The sequence below is a fragment of the Enterococcus sp. DIV1096b genome (assembly GCF_050498765.1).
Lineage (GTDB): Bacteria > Bacillota > Bacilli > Lactobacillales > Enterococcaceae > Enterococcus_D > Enterococcus_D entomosocium.
Window position 1 is genome coordinate 247,843 of sequence record NZ_JBMHEK010000001.1, and the last position, 16,181, is coordinate 264,023.

The following is a 16,181-nucleotide window of genomic DNA, read 5'->3' on the forward strand; positions in this document are numbered from 1 at the left end:
CAGCGTTGGTTAATCAGCTGTCTATATCATCGGGCCATTTTTGATCAACGAAAAAGAAAGTCGCACACTTGTTGAAAGTGTGCTATTTTTTTTGAGAAAAATTTGCTACACTTTAGGCAAGAGAGGAGAGAAGCAGATGAAATTGACGATTAAACAGATTGCTGAAATGGCTGGCGTCTCTGTCACGACCGTGTCGCAGATCCTAAACAATAAAGGCAGCCGTTTTAGTGAAGAAACCCGGAAGCGGGTCTTAGATATCGTAAATAAATATCACTATAAGCCGGATTTTTTTGCTTCGAATCTTATCAACCGCCATTCAAAAACGATCGGAATGATCGTGCCTGATGTGACGGATTTCTTTTTCTCTAAAGTCATTGAAGGGGCGGAAAGTTATTTCAATCCACTAGGTTACATGCTAGTGTTATGCAATTCGCGCCACAGCCAAGAAAAAGAGGTTCAATATTTGAATGAACTGTCTCATCGTTCGGTAGATGGTATCTTATTAGCGACGCCGCATTTACTGCCGGAGGATTATTCCTTGAAGAGCGGGTTCTTTGATGACCGACCAATTATTTTAGTCGATCGCGGGATCAATCAGCGGGACAATGGTCGTTTAATCGTGAAAGAATACGAAGGTGCCTACCAAGCCGTCAGTTATTTGATCAAAAACGGTCACCGCAACATTGCGATGCTCAAAGAAATCACCGGCTACTATCAATTAGAGGAACGGTTCAATGGCTATCGCCATGCCTTGAAGGACCATCAGATCCCTTTTAAAGGCCGATATGTAGAAAATGCTGAATTAACGGTTACCGGCGGGTACGAAGCAACGAAGGAATTATTGAAGTACAAAGAGATCACAGCGTTTTTCTGCGGCAACGACGCCATGGCGATCGGCTGTTATCAAGCGATTTATGAGGCTGGCAAAAAAGTACCAGAAGACTACTCGGTGATCGGCTTTGATGCCTTGAAATTATCGGAATACATCACACCACCGCTTACCACGGTCATGCAGCCGACCTTTGAAATCGGTTTTACCGCAGCGAAGTTTTTAGTGGACGCCATTGAGTTTCCGACACGGCGAATTCCAAATAAGATTTTTGATACAAAATTAATTATTCGTGAGAGCGTGAAGACATTGACAAGCGAGAAATAATGCGGTATATTTCTTCTTGTAAGTGTTTTCATAGTTTTGCGATATTTAGTAAACTGTTTTACTAAAGTGGTTTACCCTACGAAAAATTATTGTATAATGTTAAAGGAAGCGAGGGTCATTTCGATGCGAATGGTGGATTTAATTGAAAAGAAACGTGACGGCAAGTCATTGACGAAGGAAGAAATTGACTACATTGTAACTGCGTATACTGAAGGAAGTATTCCAGATTATCAAATGAGTGCCTTGTTGATGGCTATTTTTTATGTAGATATGACAGATGAAGAAATCACGAACTTAACGCTAGCAATGGCAAATTCTGGCGAAGTGATCGACCTATCCTCAATTGAAGGAATCAAAGTCGATAAGCATTCGACTGGTGGTGTTGGTGATACGACCACGTTGATCCTAGCGCCATTAGTGGCTAGTGTTGGCGTACCGGTTGCGAAAATGTCTGGCCGCGGCTTAGGCTATACCGGAGGGACGTTAGACAAGCTTGAAGCGATCCCTGGATTTAAAATCGAGCTTTCTGAAGCCGACTTTATCCGATTAGTCAACGAAAGCAAAGTGGCCGTGATCGGTCAATCAGGAGATTTAGCTCCTGCGGACAAAAAACTGTATGCCTTACGAGATGTGACGGCAACGGTTAGTTCGATCCCATTGATCGCCAGCTCGATCATGAGTAAAAAAATCGCGGCAGGTGCCGATGCGATCGTGTTAGATGTAACCACAGGCGATGGCGCCTTTATGAAAAACTTGGAGGATGCCAAACGCTTAGCCCAAACGATGGTCCGCATCGGAAAATTGGCAAATCGCCAAACGATGGCAGTCATTTCTGATATGTCACAACCTCTAGGGGAAGCGATCGGGAACAGTTTGGAAGTGGTGGAAGCTATTGAGACACTGCAAGGAAAAGGACCGAAAGACTTGGAAGAAATGTGCTATGCACTGGGCAGCCAAATGGTCGTTTTAGCGAAAAAAGCTGATTCATTGGAAGAAGCACGCCAACTGTTGGAAGAAGCCTTGCATTCAGGCAAAGCGTTAGAAAAATTCAGACAGATGATCATAGATCAAGGCGGAGACGCTTCAGTGATCGATGACCCGAGCAAGATTTTGACAGCAAAATATGAAGTTGAGGTCCCAGCGAAAACTAGCGGCGTGGTGACGAAATTAGTTGCCAATGAGCTAGGGATCGCGGCGATGATGTTAGGGGCAGGTCGTAAGACCAAAGACGAAGACATCGACCATGCAGTGGGCATCAAATTGCATAAGAAAGTTGGCGAATCCGTAACTGAAGGAGAATCGCTATTGACGATCTATAGCAATACCGAAGCAATCGAGGATGTCAAAGCATTGATCGACCAAAATATTGAAATTGGGGAAGATGGCGCAGAACCGCCATTGATCCATGACATTATTACAGAATAAGGAGCGAATAAAAATGGAATTGAATCGCATGATCGACCACACGATTTTGAAAGCAGACGCAACGGAGGAAGATGTTTTACGAATCATCGAAGAGGCAAAAACCTATCACTTTTATTCTGTCTGCATCAATCCAACGTGGGTTTCATTAGCGGCAGAAAAATTACAAGGCGAACCAACGGCTGTTTGTACCGTGATCGGCTTTCCTTTAGGGGCAAACACATCTGAAGTCAAAGCTTATGAAACAACAGATGCGATCAAAAACGGCGCAGATGAAGTCGATATGGTAATCAACGTAGGTGCCTTGAAATCAAAACAATACAAAAAAGTTCAAGCAGACATCGAAGCAGTCGTTGAAGCGGCCAAAGACAAAGCGCTTGTCAAAGTAATCATTGAAACAGCGTTATTAGACAACGAAGAAATCGTCAAAGCCTGTGAATTAGCCAAAGCAGCCGGTGCAGATTTCGTGAAAACCTCAACTGGCTTTTCAACTGGTGGGGCAGTCATTGAAGATGTTCGCTTGATGCGTGAAACTGTAGGACCAGAAATGGGTGTCAAAGCTTCCGGTGGTATCCACAACGAAGCAGAAGCGGCAGCTATGGTCGAAGCGGGCGCAAACCGCTTAGGAACAAGCGCAAGTGTTGCTATCGTGACTGGCTCAACAGGTGCTGGCTACTAAGCTTAGCATTATTAAGTAAAGTAGCAAAAAATAAAAACAAGAGCGGGGAAGACAATGACAACAGCGAAAAAAGAGTGGATCGACACCGCCGTTTCCGCCTTAGATAAAGCGTATGTGCCGTACTCTAAGTTTCCGGTCGGTGCTTGTCTCGTTGCCAAAAATGGTACGATATATCAAGGGATTAACATTGAAAATGCCTCATATGGCTTAACAAATTGCGCAGAACGAACCGCTTTTTTCAAAGCCGTTTCTGAAGGCGAAAAAGAGTTTCAACATTTGGTTGTGGCGGGTCATACGCCAGAACCGATCTCTCCTTGCGGTGCTTGCCGCCAGGTCATGGTGGAATTTTGTGCGCCAGATATGCCGGTGACCTTAGTCGGCGATGATGGTGTGATCAAAGAAACCACGGTAGAAGGCCTATTGCCTTATTACTTTACGAACAAAGATTTATAAACCATGTTCATTCAGTCGATGCGGCTGTTGAAAAAACTATATTTTTAGGGGGCTTTACAGCAATGAAAAAAGCAAAATTATTTAGTTTAGGTATTGTTGCAGTAGCTGGGTTGACTTTACTTGGTGCTTGTGGCGGAGGAAATTCAGGTTCAACTGATTCAACTGGTGGCGGTTCTGCAGACGGTACGACTGATGCAGCGCATAGTGTCGCAATCGTTACCGATATCGGCGGGGTGGATGACCGTTCATTCAACCAATCCGCATGGGAAGGCTTAGAAGCATGGGGGGAAGAACACGGGATCGCTCGCGGTGCTGGTGGTTATGACTACGTGCAATCAAATGAAGCATCAGAATACACAACAAACGTAAATGGTGCCGTTCAAAATGGTTTCAAAACAGTTTTCGGTGTGGGTTACTTATTGAAAGATTCAATCGCAGCAGCAGCTGACCAAAACCCTGATACACAATTCGGGATCATCGATGATGTGATCGAAGGCAAAGACAACGTTGTTTCGGCAACATTTAAAGACAACGAAGCAGCTTACCTAGCTGGTTTTGCAGCAGCTTATACAACCAAAACAAACAAAGTCGGCTTCATCGGTGGTGAAGAAGGCGTCGTTATCGACCGTTTCGAAGCTGGTTTCATGAAGGGCGTTCAAGACGCAGCTGAAAAATTAGGCAAAGAAATCACGGTTGATCCTCAATATGCAGCATCATTTGGTGATCCTGCCAAAGGGAAAGCATTGGCAGCTTCAATGTACCAAAGTGGCGTTGACGTAATCTTCCACGCATCTGGCGGTACTGGTGCAGGTGTCTTCCAAGAAGCAAAAGCAATCAACGAACAATTGAACGAAGCAGACCTAGAAGACAAAAAAGTTTGGGTCATCGGTGTGGATAGCGATCAACAAGACGAAGGAAAATTCACAACTGCTGACGGCAAAGAAGATAACTTCACACTGGCTTCAACATTGAAAGGTGTTGGCGCAGCGGTACAAGATATCTCAACTCGTGCGTTAGAAGATAACTTCCCTGGCGGCGAACACATTGTTTACGGCTTGAAAGATGGCGGTGTAGACATTACTGAAGGGTTCCTTTCAGATGATGCCAAAGCAGCGATCGAAACAGCGAAACAAGACGTGATCGACGGCAAAGTAGAAGTACCAGAAACACCTGAAAAATAAAGTGGTTCTTTTCGGTTATCTTGCCCTAGCTTAGGGCAAGATGATCGTTGTTGGATTACTATGTTGATGAAAGCTACGGGTTTTCATGAGGATAGTAATCATCCTAAGCAATAGCAATTATTTTTTTGACATGACGAATGGTTTGTATAAGCGAATTAGAAAGTAAGGATGTGAGTAATTTGGCTGAGGAAAAATATGTTGTAGAAATGCGTCATATCACCAAAGAGTTTGGAACGTTCAAAGCCAATGACGATGTCAACTTGCAAGTAAGGCCGGGAGAAATCCACGCATTGCTTGGTGAAAATGGAGCGGGCAAGTCGACCTTGATGAATATGCTGTCAGGATTATTGGAACCAACATCTGGTGAAATCTGGATGAATGGTGAAAAAGTGAATATCACGAGTCCGACCGCAGCAAACAAATTGGGGATCGGTATGGTGCATCAGCATTTCATGCTGGTAGACGCCTTTACTGTAACAGAAAATATCATTTTGGGGAGCGAACCCCATCATCTCGGTGTGTTAGATCGCAAGAAAGCCCGCAAAGAAATCAAAAAAGTTTCTGAACAATATGGTTTATCGGTTGATCCAGATGCTTATGTGCGTGACATCTCTGTCGGGATGGAACAACGGGTAGAGATCTTGAAGACTCTTTACCGCGGCGCAGATGTACTGATTTTTGATGAACCAACGGCAGTTTTGACACCGCAAGAAATCGAAGAACTGATCGAGATCATGCGCGGATTGGTGCGTGAAGGGAAATCGATCATCTTGATCACCCACAAACTGGATGAGATCAAAGCGGTGGCAGACCGTTGTACAGTTATCCGTCGGGGGCAAGGGATCGGCACTGTCAATGTCAAAGACGTCAGCTCCCAACAGTTGGCCGATATGATGGTTGGTCGTTCTGTGTCCTTCAAGACACCGAAGAAAGAGGCGTCACCAAAAGAAGTCGTGCTTTCTGTTGAAAACTTAGTTGTAAAAGAAAACCGTGGCTTAGAAGCAGTCAAAAACTTAAGCTTAGAAGTACGTGCAGGTGAAGTATTGGGGATTGCTGGTATCGATGGCAATGGGCAATCAGAGCTGTTACAAGCCATCACTGGTTTACGGAAAGTCGAAAGTGGCAAGGTCTTGCTGAATGGCGATGACATCACCAACTTCAAGCCTCGGAAAGTCACCGAAGCCGGCGTTGGTCATGTGCCAGAAGACCGCCATAAATACGGGCTTGTCTTGGATATGATGTTATCAGAAAACATCGCCTTACAAACCTACTACAAAAAACCTTTGAGTAATGCAGGTGTCTTGGACTATGGAGAGATCAACGAGTTTGCTCGTGACTTGATTCAAGAATTTGACGTACGAACAGTCAATGAGATCGTACCGGCACGGGCATTGTCCGGCGGGAATCAACAAAAAGCGATTATCGCACGAGAAATCAGCCGCGATCCTGATCTATTGATCGTTGCCAATCCGACCCGTGGGTTGGATGTCGGAGCGATCGAATTTATCCACAAACGCTTGATTGAACAACGGGATAAGTTCAAAGCTGTTTTATTAGTCAGCTTTGAATTAGATGAAATTTTGAATGTATCAGACCGCATTGCTGTTATTCATGCTGGTGAGATCGTTGGGGTCGTTGATCCGAAAGAAACATCAGAGAAAGAGCTTGGCTTGTTGATGGCAGGGTACTCCTTGGAGGAAGCAAGACGAGAGCTGCAAATGGAGGAAGTAGGTGGTTCGGTTGAATAACCGCAAAGAAAAGATCCGCAATATATTAGTGCCGATCATCGCTGTCTTGTTGGGATTCGTCCTTGGCGGAATCATCATGGCGGCCTTCGGCTACAGCCCGATCACAGGGTATACACAAATGTTCCGGACCGTTTTTATCAACGGACAAACAGGTGGGTTAAATGCCCGCAACATTGGTGAGATTTTTGTTACAGCAGGACCATTGATCTTTACCGCTCTTGGATTTGCCGTTGCAAACTCAGCGGGATTCTTCAATATCGGTCTTTCTGGTCAAGCGCTAGCAGGTTGGGTTGCCAGTATCTGGGTCGCACTAGCGATGCCGGATGCGCCTCGGTTGGTGGTCTTGCCATTAGCCGTGATCGTAGGGGCGTTATGCGGGGCGATCGCAGCTGCGATTCCTGGGTTCCTACGGGCATTCTTTGGTACGAGTGAAGTCATCGTGACGATCATGATGAACTATATCTTGCTTTATACGGGGAACCATTTAGTCAATAATGTGATGAGCGAATCCATGATCACGACAAAAGGGGTCACGAAAATGGTGGGGGAAAATGCCTCCATGCAGACCCCGTTTCTAGCAAGCATCACGAGCAACTCTCGCTTGAACTTGGGGATCTTCTTAGCTTTAATCTTCTTAGTTTTGGTTTGGTTCTTGATGAAAAAAACCACTCTTGGTTATGAGATCCGCGCGGTGGGCTTGAACCCAAGCGCTTCTGAATATGCTGGGATGAGTAGCAAACGGACGATCATTATCTCCATGATCATCTCTGGAACACTTGCCGGATTAGGTGGAGTCGTTCAAGGACTAGGAACGTTTGAAAACTTCTTCGTTCAAGGGTCATCATTAAGCATCGGGTTTGACGGTATGGCTGTATCCTTGTTAGGAAGCGGCTCATCGATCGGAATCTTGCTTTCAGCCCTCTTGTTCAGTATTTTGAAATTAGGTGGACAAGGCATGCAGTTTGCAGGTATTCCATCTGAATTAGTTGATGTTAATATCGCAATTATTATTTTCTTCGTAGCGATCAGTTTTGTGATTCGTTTCTTGTTGGCAAAAATCTTTGACGGCAAAAAAGAAGCGCTAGTCGTACAGGAGATTGAAGCCCAACCAAACGATCAAGATCAGGAAGGAGGAACCATCTAATGGATATTAGTTTAATTTCTTCGATCGTCACTCAAACATTGATTTATGCGTCTCCTCTGATTTTGACGGCGCTAGGTGGCGTGTTCTCAGAGCGAAGCGGGATCGTTAACGTGGGTCTTGAAGGAATCATGGTTATGGGTGCTTTTAGCTCGATTGTTTTCAATATTGAATTTGCGTCACAATTTGGTGCGTGGACACCGTGGTTAGGGATGCTCGTCGGCGGACTTGTCGGTGTGGTTTTCTCCTTGCTGCATGCGGTGGCAACCATCAACTTCCGTGCAGACCACATCATCAGTGGTACGGTGATGAACTTGATGGCACCAGCTTTGGCCGTGTTCTTAGTTAAAGCGATCTACAACAAAGGGCAAACCGATAACATCCAACGGACATTGGGGTATTTCAATTTCCCGATTCTTAAAGATATTCCTATCATTGGCCCGATTTTCTTTAATCAAACGTTCTTACCGGCGTACTTCGCTATTTTGATCTCAGTGATCGCGTGGTTCGTGATTTTCAAAACACGCTTTGGGTTGCGTCTTCGTTCTGTCGGTGAGCATCCTCAAGCAGCTGATACCTTAGGGATCAATGTTTACGTGATGCGTTACTCAGGCGTCTTGATCTCTGGATTCCTTGGTGGGATGGGCGGTGCCTTGTTTGCTCAATCGATCGCGGGTCGCTTTGCTGTGACAACGATCGCCGGTCAAGGGTTTATCTCGATGGCTGCGATGATCTTTGGTAAATGGAATCCACTTGGTGCGATGGGAGCAGCGATTTTCTTCGGTTTCGCGCAAAACATCAGTATCGTAGGTGGCCAGCTGCCAATCATCTCTTCCATTCCAGCAGTTTACTTACAAGCTGCGCCTTATGCCTTGACGATCATCGTGCTCGTTCTTTTCCTTGGAAAAGCTGCTGGTCCGAAAGCTAACGGGAAGAACTACATTAAATCTAAATAATTTTTTCAGTATGAAAGGGTGGGGCTATGGGACATGAATGTGTTGCTGTGTCCTGCCCTTTTTCTATCCTCTGGGTGAAAGGAAAGCGTCAGGAAATTTCCAAAGCAACCCAGCGCAATTTTTGCTTAAGTTTAGTATGATAGAGGTAGTAGATCCGCTTGTAAAAGCATAAAATAAAGAAAGTAGGGAATAGAATGTTTAAACGTGTACACTTGATCGTGATGGATTCAGTCGGAATTGGTGAAGCACCTGATGCGGCAGCTTTTGGTGATGTCGGTTCAGATACATTAGGCCATATTGCAAAAGAAGCAGGCTTAACGATCCCTCACTTGGAACAATTAGGCCTAGGTACGATTCGTCCTTTAGAAGGCGTAAAGGCGGTAGCTGACCATGATGGGTATGCAACCAAATTGGAAGAAGTTTCTGTTGGGAAAGATACGATGACGGGTCACTGGGAGATCATGGGCTTGAATATCCAAAAGCCTTTCCACGTATTTCCAGATGGGTTTCCCGATGAATTATTGCAACAGATCGAAGAGTTCTCTGGACGCAAAATCGTCTGCAATGCGCCGTATTCTGGGACAGCAGTCATTGATGACTTTGGCGAACATCAAATGAAGACCGGGGATCTGATCGTTTACACTTCGGCTGACCCAGTGTTGCAGATCGCCGCTCATGAGGAAATCATTCCATTAGAAGAATTGTATCGTATTTGTCAGTACGTTCGGGATATCACGAAAGATGAGCCGTATATGATCGGCCGCATCATCGCGCGTCCTTATGTCGGTGAGCCTGGAAACTTTACTCGTACGAGCAATCGTCATGACTACGCACTCGATCCATTTGGCCATACAGTGTTAGATTCATTGAAAGAAGCTGGAAAAGACGTGATCGCCGTTGGGAAAATCAATGATATCTTCAACGGGCAAGGAATCACCGATTCTGTACGGACGAAGAGCAATATGGACGGTGTGGATCAATTACTGAAAGTGATGAAACAAGACTTTACGGGTCTAAGCTTTACGAACTTGGTTGACTTCGATGCGCTTTATGGTCACCGTCGCGATGTCGTAGGGTATGCCCACGCCATTGAAGATTTTGATTTGCGTATTCCAGAACTCTTAGAAGCAATGGGAGACGAGGATCTGCTGTTGATCACAGCTGACCACGGCAATGACCCAACCTTTACGGGAACGGATCACACGAGAGAATATGTGCCATTACTAGCGTACAGCAAGAAATTCCAAGGCCAAGGAAAATTGCCACAAGGCTACTATGCGGATATTTCCGCAACGATCGCTGAAAACTTTGGTGTTTCAGCTACAGAAAACGGAACTAGCTTTTTAAAACATTTAAACTAGAGGTGATGAAATGACAACGTTACATGAGAAATTACAAGAAACAACGGCATTTATCAAAGGAAGCGGCGTCGGTGAAGTGGAATTTGGCTTGATTTTAGGTTCTGGCTTAGGGGAATTAGCCGATGAGATCGAAAACCCAATCGTGTTGCCTTATAACGATATCCCGCATTTTCCTGTTTCGACAGTGGTCGGTCATGCTGGACAATTGGTCTATGGAACATTAGCTGGGAAAAAAGTCTTAGCGATGCAAGGACGATTCCATTATTATGAAGGCCATTCGATGCAGACGGTCACTTACCCCGTCCGTGTGATGGCGGCATTGAAAGCTCATTCCTTAGTCGTGACCAATGCCTGTGGCGGTGTGAACGAAAGCTTCCAGCCTGGAGACTTGATGTTGATCACCGATCAAATCAACTTTATGGGGGACAACCCACTGATTGGTGAAAACGAAGAAGAAATGGGTCCACGTTTCCCAGATATGAGCCAAGCTTACCATTTGCCTTATCGGGAAGCGGCACAAAAAGTTGGCGCATCAAAAGGATTGCACTTAAAAGAAGGCGTCTATATGGGCTTCTCAGGTCCTACGTATGAAACGCCAGCAGAGATCCGCTTTGCTCGGACGATCGGTGCCGATGCTGTCGGTATGTCGACTGTCCCAGAAGTGATCGTTGCTGTTCACAGTGGCTTGAAAGTCTTAGGTGTTTCTTGCATCACAAACTTGGCTGCTGGTATGCAAGCGAGCTTGAATCACGAAGAAGTCGTGGAAACGACGGAACGGGTCAAGGCAGAATTTAAAGCGTTGATCAAAGAAACGTTAGCAGTACTATAAAAAGCAGACCAAAGGAGAAAAACGAATGAGCGTTCATATCGAAGCAAAAGCAGGCGAGATCGCAGACAAAATCTTGTTACCAGGTGATCCACTGCGGGCAAAATATATTGCTGAAACATTTTTAGAAGACCCGATCTGTTACAACAATGTTCGGGGAATGTTGGGCTATACAGGCGTTTATAAGGGCGAGCGGGTCTCTGTCCAAGGAACCGGCATGGGCATGCCTTCAGCGAGCATCTATGCCCATGAATTGATCAACTCTTACGGCGTGAAGAAATTGATTCGGGTCGGTACGTGTGGTGCCATCTCAAAAGATGTCCATGTGCGTGATCTTGTGATTGCCCAAGCGGCAGCAACAAGTTCCTCGATGGTGGCAAAAAACTTCCAAAGTTTCCATTTCCCACCAATCGCTGACTTTGCACTGCTGCGTAAAGCCTATGATACAGCGATTGAATCAGGATTTACGACCCACGTCGGCAACATCTTATCTGAAGATACCTTCTACAAAGATGACATGACGGAAACGTTACAGTTGGCAGACCTTGGAGTGATGGGTGTTGAGATGGAAGCCGCAGCCTTATACTATTTAGGGGCGAAATTCCACGTTCAAACCTTAGCGATCTGTACCGTCAGCGACCACATCATCACTGGAGAAGAAACAACGCCAGAAGAAAGACAAACGACGTTTAACGACATGATCAAAGTTGGCTTAGAAACAGCGATCGCGTAAAAAAGATACCACAGGATCGGTGCATGAACGATGCGAGGGCTGCTTGCTTTTGATAGAGCAAGCAGCCAAATCGTATTGGTTTGCATGCAACCGAGAATGTGTTATCTTTTTTTGTTGGCAAAAAGCCACGAAGAAGCGTTGCACTTTTGCCAGAAAATGGTTTAATGAAAAGAAAAGGTGTAAAAAGGAGACGAGACAATGAATAATTTTACGTTTCATGTAACGACGGACATTCGTTTTGGGAAAGACCGTCTGAACGAATTGCCAGAAGTACTGAATACATTTGGAAAAAACGTCTTGCTAGTCTATGGTGGCGGCAGTATCAAGAAAAACGGCTTGTACGATGCAGTCATGGCGCAATTGACTGCCAACGGCAATCAAGTCACTGAATTGACTGGTGTCGATCCAAATCCACGAATCGAAACCGTTCGTCAAGGAGCCGCTCTTTGTCGTTCAGAAAAGATCGACGTCATTTTAGCTGTTGGCGGCGGTTCTGTAATTGATTGCAGCAAAGTGATTGCTGGGGCGGCTTGCAGTGAGCAAGAGCCTTGGGACTTAGTACTTTCCAGAAGCTATCAAGGACCAGCAATTCCATTAGTAACGATCTTGACCCTTGCGGCTACCGGCAGTGAAATGAATCGCGGCGCAGTGATCTCTAATCTAGAAACGAAACAAAAACTTGGCGTTCACGGACCCGAATTTTTACCGAAAGTATCCTTTTTAGATCCAACAACGACCTTTAGTGTCAGTCGTTATCAAACGGCTGCCGGTTCAGCGGATATCATGAGCCATCTGATTGAAAATTATTTCAGTAAAACAGAAGGAACAGATGTCCAAGACGGTGTAGCAGAAGGATTGCTAAAAGCAGTCATTAAAAATCTGCCCATCGCATTAAAGGATCCCTCGGACTATGACGCACGGGCGAATTTGATGTGGGCGAGCACCTTAGCCTTAAATGGTTTGACTGGAAGCGGCAAGGGTGGTGCATGGTCTTGTCATGCGATGGAGCATGAGTTGAGTGCGTTTTATGACATTACCCATGGCATCGGCTTAGCGATCCTGACCCCACGCTGGATGCTTCATGTATTGAATGAAGAAACGGCGCCGAAATTTGCGCGTTTTGCCAGAGAAGTCTTTGGTGTCCAAGAAGCAGTGCCAGAATTAGCTGCCCGAATGGGGATTCAAAAACTGTATGACTTTTTTGTTTCTTGCGATATTCCGATGACTTTGCCAGAAGTGGGAATCGCCGATGACACTCATTTTGTTGAAATGGCGGCTCAAGCAGTTCAATTCAGCTCTATTGCAACAAATGCGTATGTACCGCTACAAGAAGAAGACGTGATCGCAATCTACCAAGATTCCTTGACTCCTTCAACCTATCTTTAATCATTAAAAAGACCGTTCCTGCGACTTGGTTGTCGCGGAGCGGTCTGTTTATTTACCCTTCAGAAGAAAAAGCCAAACGGGCCATTAGCTGATTCGCAATCAAGGCGTGTCCTGCAGGAGTGGGGTGCACACCGTCATCGCCTGTCAGTGCCTGTGGGGAGCTAGCGACGGATGCTTCGGCAAACAAGCCATCCAGCGGCAGCAGTTGACAATGAAAGGCGGCAGCTAAGCGACGAACGATTTGGATTTTCGGATCAAGATCGATCCGCCAGGTTTGGCGATCTTCAGGATATGGCAATACAAAAGGTTCCAGCAAGAAAATACGCGTGATCCCCTGTTGGGTCACTTGTTCCAGAATTTGACGGTAGGTTGCCTCAAAGGACGTTGCCGCAGCTTCTGAACCAAAATCGGGACCACCGGCATTGTGCCACGTGTCGTTGATCCCAATCATAAAGACCAAGACGTCAGGCGCTAATTGGAGGCAATCTTCTTGGAGACGGGCTAAGACATCGGCAGCTTTATTGCCGCCGATCCCGCGGTTATAAAAGGTAAAGCCCGCAGTGGGGAATTTCTCTGCCAGCTGATCGGCAACGAGACGGGCAAACCCATGTCCTAAATCGTGGGGGTCTTGGCGATCACGATCGCAATCTGTGATGCTGTCACCTAAAAATAAAACGGTATCATTTTTGATTAGTTTCATAATAAGCTCCTTTCGAGTATGCCCTCAATTATAAAAGAGGGGGGAGAAAATGCCAATAAAAAAACTGCCCTTTGGTTAAAAAGGGCAGCGATAAGCGAGGCTTATAAGTAGTATTTTTTCGCAACAGTCAAATCATCGTTCAATTCATAAACAAGTGGTTGACCAGTTGGGATCTCAAGATCCATGATATCTTCGTCAGAAATACCTTCGATATGTTTTGCTAATGCACGTAGAGAGTTTCCGTGAGCCGCAACTAAGACAGTTTTGTCGTCTTTTAATGCTGGGGCGATTTCATCTTGCCAGAAAGGCAATGCACGTTCTAAAGTAACTTTTAAGTTTTCGCCACCAGGTACGTCGCGAGGGTCAAGCATTGCATAACGACGGTCGTTTGCAGCAGAACCTTCATCTGAAGCTTCCATCAATGGAGGTAAAACATCGTAAGAACGACGCCAGATGTGTACTTGTTCGTCACCGTATTTTTCAGCAGTTTCTTTTTTATTTAAACCTTGTAATTTACCGTAATGACGTTCGTTTAAGCGCCATGATTTGATCGTTGGTACCCAAAGTTGATCAGAATATTCTAAAATGTAATTACAAGTTTTGATGGCACGAGTTAAAACAGATGTGTAAGCAACGTCAAATTCGATGCCTGCTTCTTTGATTTTACGTCCGCCTTCGATTGCTTCTTCGACACCTTCTGGCGCTAGATCAACATCAGCCCAACCGGTAAACTGGTTTAATTTGTTCCATTCGCTTAGTCCATGACGAGAAAATACTAATTTTGGCATGTAAAACTCTCCTTTAGATATTCGATATTTTTCTGAAATTTTCAATTCCGTATTTATTGTACACTCTTTCTCAAAGAATTTCCATGGTTTTGGAGGAAAAGCTGGGGGAAAACGCCATTCTTAAGGAAAAACAAAAGGGGATCATTAAAAAGAGGACCGCTTTTGTTTCATGCTGTTCTAGGGGGAGTCGACAACTATGAACGTAACTTGTTCCATTCTTCTTCGGATAATTTTATGTATTTATAGCATGTACCTACAGAAACACCGCATTTTTCAGAAATATATTGAATCGTTTCTTTTTTTTCGTAGTACAATTGACGGATTTTTTTAATCATTTTTGGATCGATTTTTGGACGACCGCCAATTTTGCCTTTTTTGCGGGCTTTATTTAAGCCGACCAGCGTGCGCTCTTTGATGAGTGAGCGTTCCATGATCGCAAGTCCTTCCATTAAATTGAAGTAAACCTGTCCCATCGGACCGCGGGTATCGATTTGTTCTGCCAGTGAAACCAGATGAAGCTCTCGCTGTTTTAATAGATCAGTGAGATCGGTCAGCTGTCTGGTCGTTTTCCCTAAACGATGCAGTTCCGTAACGACTAAGGTGTCGCCGGGCTGCATTTGTGCCACCACTGACTCCAATGAATGATTTTCTTCACTTTCTTCCACGCTAAATGTCTCATGGAAAAATTCATGACACCCAAATTCTTCGAGCTTGTTTAATTGTTCACTTGTTGAGTTGTCGGTGATCGTTGAACGAGCATAGCCTATGATTTTCATAAACCCTCCTACCTTTCCCTTTTTATTGAATGTATCATAATTATTTCTTAAATGATAGGGTAATTTGCACAAAAAATAATAAAAATTAAGTCGATTGAAGAAAAATAACGAAAAAAAGAGAAGCATTTTTGCTTCTCCTTTTTTGTTTCCTTTATCTAACGTGCTTGGTACTCGGTCCTTCAGGCAATCCGACAATGATCGTATGAACCATATCCAAAAACAGACCGTGTTCAACCACGCCCACTGTAGCATCTAATTCCTGTGCCAACTCAGTAGGAGCGGTGATCGTTTCTAGATGAAGATCGATGATGTAATTGCTGCAATCGGTTTTTAAAGGTTCGCCTTCTTCATTCAGACGCAGTTTTGGATGGTAGTTTTTCTTCTCGAACAGACGCAACAGCTGTTGGCTGCCATAAGGGATCACTTCCACTGGCAACGGGAAGGCACCAAGTGTTTCGACCATTTTCGATTCATCAACGATCCACAAAACTTTTTTGGAGTTAGACGCCACGATTTTTTCGAATAAAAGGGCTGCACCGCCGCCTTTGATGCCATGATAATCCTTGCTGATCTCATCTGCACCGTCGATCGTTAGATCCACAGCGTCCACTTCATCGATGGTGCGAATCGGGATACCTAATCCTTCTGCTTGTTTTTTCGATGCCCAAGAAGTTGGGACACCAGTGATCGATAGACCTTCTTCTTTTACACGTCGACCCAGTTCTTCAATCATGTAGTAGGCTGTTGAGCCAGTGCCCAAGCCAACGACCATGCCATCTTTTACATAACTAGCCGCTTCAATGCCGACCATTTCTTTTAGGTTCATTTTCTTCCCGCCTTTTTTAAATAAATGCTTTGTCTCTATTATATAGGAA

The 16,181-nt window shown here is 44.9% G+C and carries 16 protein-coding genes; 12 read left to right on the forward strand and 4 right to left on the reverse strand.

All coding sequences use genetic code 11. The features are described from left to right. Window positions 1–136 precede the first annotated feature (136 nt). From IGJ17_RS01140 to IGJ17_RS01195, 12 genes are all read left to right on the forward strand, one after another. Complete coding sequence (locus IGJ17_RS01140; RefSeq protein ID WP_005226832.1) at window positions 137–1,156, forward strand: LacI family DNA-binding transcriptional regulator; 1,020 nt, start codon at window positions 137–139, stop codon at window positions 1,154–1,156. Window positions 1,157–1,279: 123 nt separating this feature from the next. Then, on the forward strand, window positions 1,280–2,581 hold the full coding sequence (locus IGJ17_RS01145; RefSeq protein ID WP_042890150.1) for a pyrimidine-nucleoside phosphorylase: 1,302 nt from the start codon (window positions 1,280–1,282) through the stop codon (window positions 2,579–2,581). A 13-nt stretch (window positions 2,582–2,594) separates the two neighbouring features. Beyond that, a complete protein-coding gene (deoC, locus tag IGJ17_RS01150) occupies window positions 2,595–3,257 on the forward strand; it encodes a deoxyribose-phosphate aldolase (RefSeq protein WP_008376411.1) in 663 nt (220 codons plus the stop codon). 54 nt (window positions 3,258–3,311) lie between these two features. Next, window positions 3,312–3,710 carry a cytidine deaminase gene (locus IGJ17_RS01155; RefSeq protein ID WP_008376409.1) on the forward strand — a complete coding sequence of 133 codons (399 nt, stop codon included), beginning with the start codon at window positions 3,312–3,314 and terminating at the stop codon, window positions 3,708–3,710. A 62-nt stretch (window positions 3,711–3,772) separates the two neighbouring features. Next, window positions 3,773–4,891, forward strand: a complete 1,119-nt coding sequence (locus IGJ17_RS01160; protein WP_429961038.1) for a BMP family lipoprotein — start codon at window positions 3,773–3,775, stop codon at window positions 4,889–4,891. Window positions 4,892–5,028: 137 nt separating this feature from the next. Next, on the forward strand, window positions 5,029–6,639 hold the full coding sequence (locus tag IGJ17_RS01165; RefSeq protein ID WP_005232559.1) for an ABC transporter ATP-binding protein: 1,611 nt from the start codon (window positions 5,029–5,031) through the stop codon (window positions 6,637–6,639). Further along, entirely contained in the window at window positions 6,632–7,783 is a 1,152-nt protein-coding gene (locus tag IGJ17_RS01170) for an ABC transporter permease (RefSeq protein ID WP_005226844.1), read from the forward strand. The genes IGJ17_RS01165 and IGJ17_RS01170 overlap by 8 nt, the downstream gene beginning before the upstream one ends. Further along, window positions 7,783–8,736 (forward strand): ABC transporter permease, encoded by a 954-nt coding sequence (locus tag IGJ17_RS01175; RefSeq protein WP_005232556.1) that lies wholly within the window; start codon window positions 7,783–7,785, stop codon window positions 8,734–8,736. The genes IGJ17_RS01170 and IGJ17_RS01175 overlap by 1 nt, the downstream gene beginning before the upstream one ends. A 194-nt stretch (window positions 8,737–8,930) precedes the next feature. Then, window positions 8,931–10,097, forward strand: coding sequence for a phosphopentomutase (gene deoB, locus IGJ17_RS01180; RefSeq protein ID WP_429961039.1), 1,167 nt, complete (start codon window positions 8,931–8,933; stop codon window positions 10,095–10,097). Window positions 10,098–10,107: 10 nt separating this feature from the next. Further along, the gene (locus IGJ17_RS01185; RefSeq protein ID WP_008376402.1) at window positions 10,108–10,926 is read left to right on the forward strand and encodes a purine-nucleoside phosphorylase; all 819 of its coding nucleotides are present in this window, start codon (window positions 10,108–10,110) and stop codon (window positions 10,924–10,926) included. 25 nt (window positions 10,927–10,951) lie between these two features. Then, the gene (deoD, locus tag IGJ17_RS01190) at window positions 10,952–11,656 is read left to right on the forward strand and encodes a purine-nucleoside phosphorylase (protein ID WP_005226852.1); all 705 of its coding nucleotides are present in this window, start codon (window positions 10,952–10,954) and stop codon (window positions 11,654–11,656) included. Between the two features lie 198 nt (window positions 11,657–11,854). Next, window positions 11,855–13,042 carry an iron-containing alcohol dehydrogenase gene (locus IGJ17_RS01195; protein WP_429960337.1) on the forward strand — a complete coding sequence of 396 codons (1,188 nt, stop codon included), beginning with the start codon at window positions 11,855–11,857 and terminating at the stop codon, window positions 13,040–13,042. A 52-nt stretch (window positions 13,043–13,094) separates the two neighbouring features. On the opposite strand, the gene IGJ17_RS01200 is transcribed toward IGJ17_RS01195, so the two are convergent. The 4 genes from IGJ17_RS01200 to rpiA form a co-directional block, all read right to left on the reverse strand. Then, window positions 13,095–13,742, reverse strand: coding sequence for an SGNH/GDSL hydrolase family protein (locus tag IGJ17_RS01200; RefSeq protein WP_429961040.1), 648 nt, complete (start codon window positions 13,740–13,742; stop codon window positions 13,095–13,097). A 101-nt stretch (window positions 13,743–13,843) separates the two neighbouring features. Then, entirely contained in the window at window positions 13,844–14,530 is a 687-nt protein-coding gene (gene gpmA / locus IGJ17_RS01205) for a 2,3-diphosphoglycerate-dependent phosphoglycerate mutase (protein WP_005226871.1), read from the reverse strand. A gap of 194 nt (window positions 14,531–14,724) precedes the next feature. Then, on the reverse strand, window positions 14,725–15,306 hold the full coding sequence (locus tag IGJ17_RS01210; protein WP_429961041.1) for a recombinase family protein: 582 nt from the start codon (window positions 15,304–15,306) through the stop codon (window positions 14,725–14,727). Between the two features lie 151 nt (window positions 15,307–15,457). Continuing rightward, window positions 15,458–16,132, reverse strand: coding sequence for a ribose-5-phosphate isomerase RpiA (gene rpiA, locus IGJ17_RS01215; RefSeq protein WP_005226875.1), 675 nt, complete (start codon window positions 16,130–16,132; stop codon window positions 15,458–15,460). Window positions 16,133–16,181 lie beyond the last annotated feature (49 nt).

Bases quoted from the DNA above. Each gene is read 5' to 3' on its own strand.
- IGJ17_RS01140 (WP_005226832.1), top strand. From the start codon at position 137: ATGAAATTGACGATTAAACAGATTGCTGAAATGGCTGGCGTCTCTGTC.
- IGJ17_RS01145 (WP_042890150.1), top strand. From the start codon at position 1,280: ATGCGAATGGTGGATTTAATTGAAAAGAAACGTGACGGCAAGTCATTG.
- deoC (WP_008376411.1), top strand. From the start codon at position 2,595: ATGGAATTGAATCGCATGATCGACCACACGATTTTGAAAGCAGACGCA.
- IGJ17_RS01155 (WP_008376409.1), top strand. From the start codon at position 3,312: ATGACAACAGCGAAAAAAGAGTGGATCGACACCGCCGTTTCCGCCTTA.
- IGJ17_RS01160 (WP_429961038.1), top strand. From the start codon at position 3,773: ATGAAAAAAGCAAAATTATTTAGTTTAGGTATTGTTGCAGTAGCTGGG.
- IGJ17_RS01165 (WP_005232559.1), top strand. From the start codon at position 5,029: ATGGTTTGTATAAGCGAATTAGAAAGTAAGGATGTGAGTAATTTGGCT.
- IGJ17_RS01175 (WP_005232556.1), top strand. From the start codon at position 7,783: ATGGATATTAGTTTAATTTCTTCGATCGTCACTCAAACATTGATTTAT.
- deoB (WP_429961039.1), top strand. From the start codon at position 8,931: ATGTTTAAACGTGTACACTTGATCGTGATGGATTCAGTCGGAATTGGT.
- IGJ17_RS01185 (WP_008376402.1), top strand. From the start codon at position 10,108: ATGACAACGTTACATGAGAAATTACAAGAAACAACGGCATTTATCAAA.
- deoD (WP_005226852.1), top strand. From the start codon at position 10,952: ATGAGCGTTCATATCGAAGCAAAAGCAGGCGAGATCGCAGACAAAATC.
- IGJ17_RS01195 (WP_429960337.1), top strand. From the start codon at position 11,855: ATGAATAATTTTACGTTTCATGTAACGACGGACATTCGTTTTGGGAAA.
- IGJ17_RS01200 (WP_429961040.1), bottom strand. From the start codon at position 13,742: ATGAAACTAATCAAAAATGATACCGTTTTATTTTTAGGTGACAGCATC.
- gpmA (WP_005226871.1), bottom strand. From the start codon at position 14,530: ATGCCAAAATTAGTATTTTCTCGTCATGGACTAAGCGAATGGAACAAA.
- IGJ17_RS01210 (WP_429961041.1), bottom strand. From the start codon at position 15,306: ATGAAAATCATAGGCTATGCTCGTTCAACGATCACCGACAACTCAACA.
- rpiA (WP_005226875.1), bottom strand. From the start codon at position 16,132: ATGAACCTAAAAGAAATGGTCGGCATTGAAGCGGCTAGTTATGTAAAA.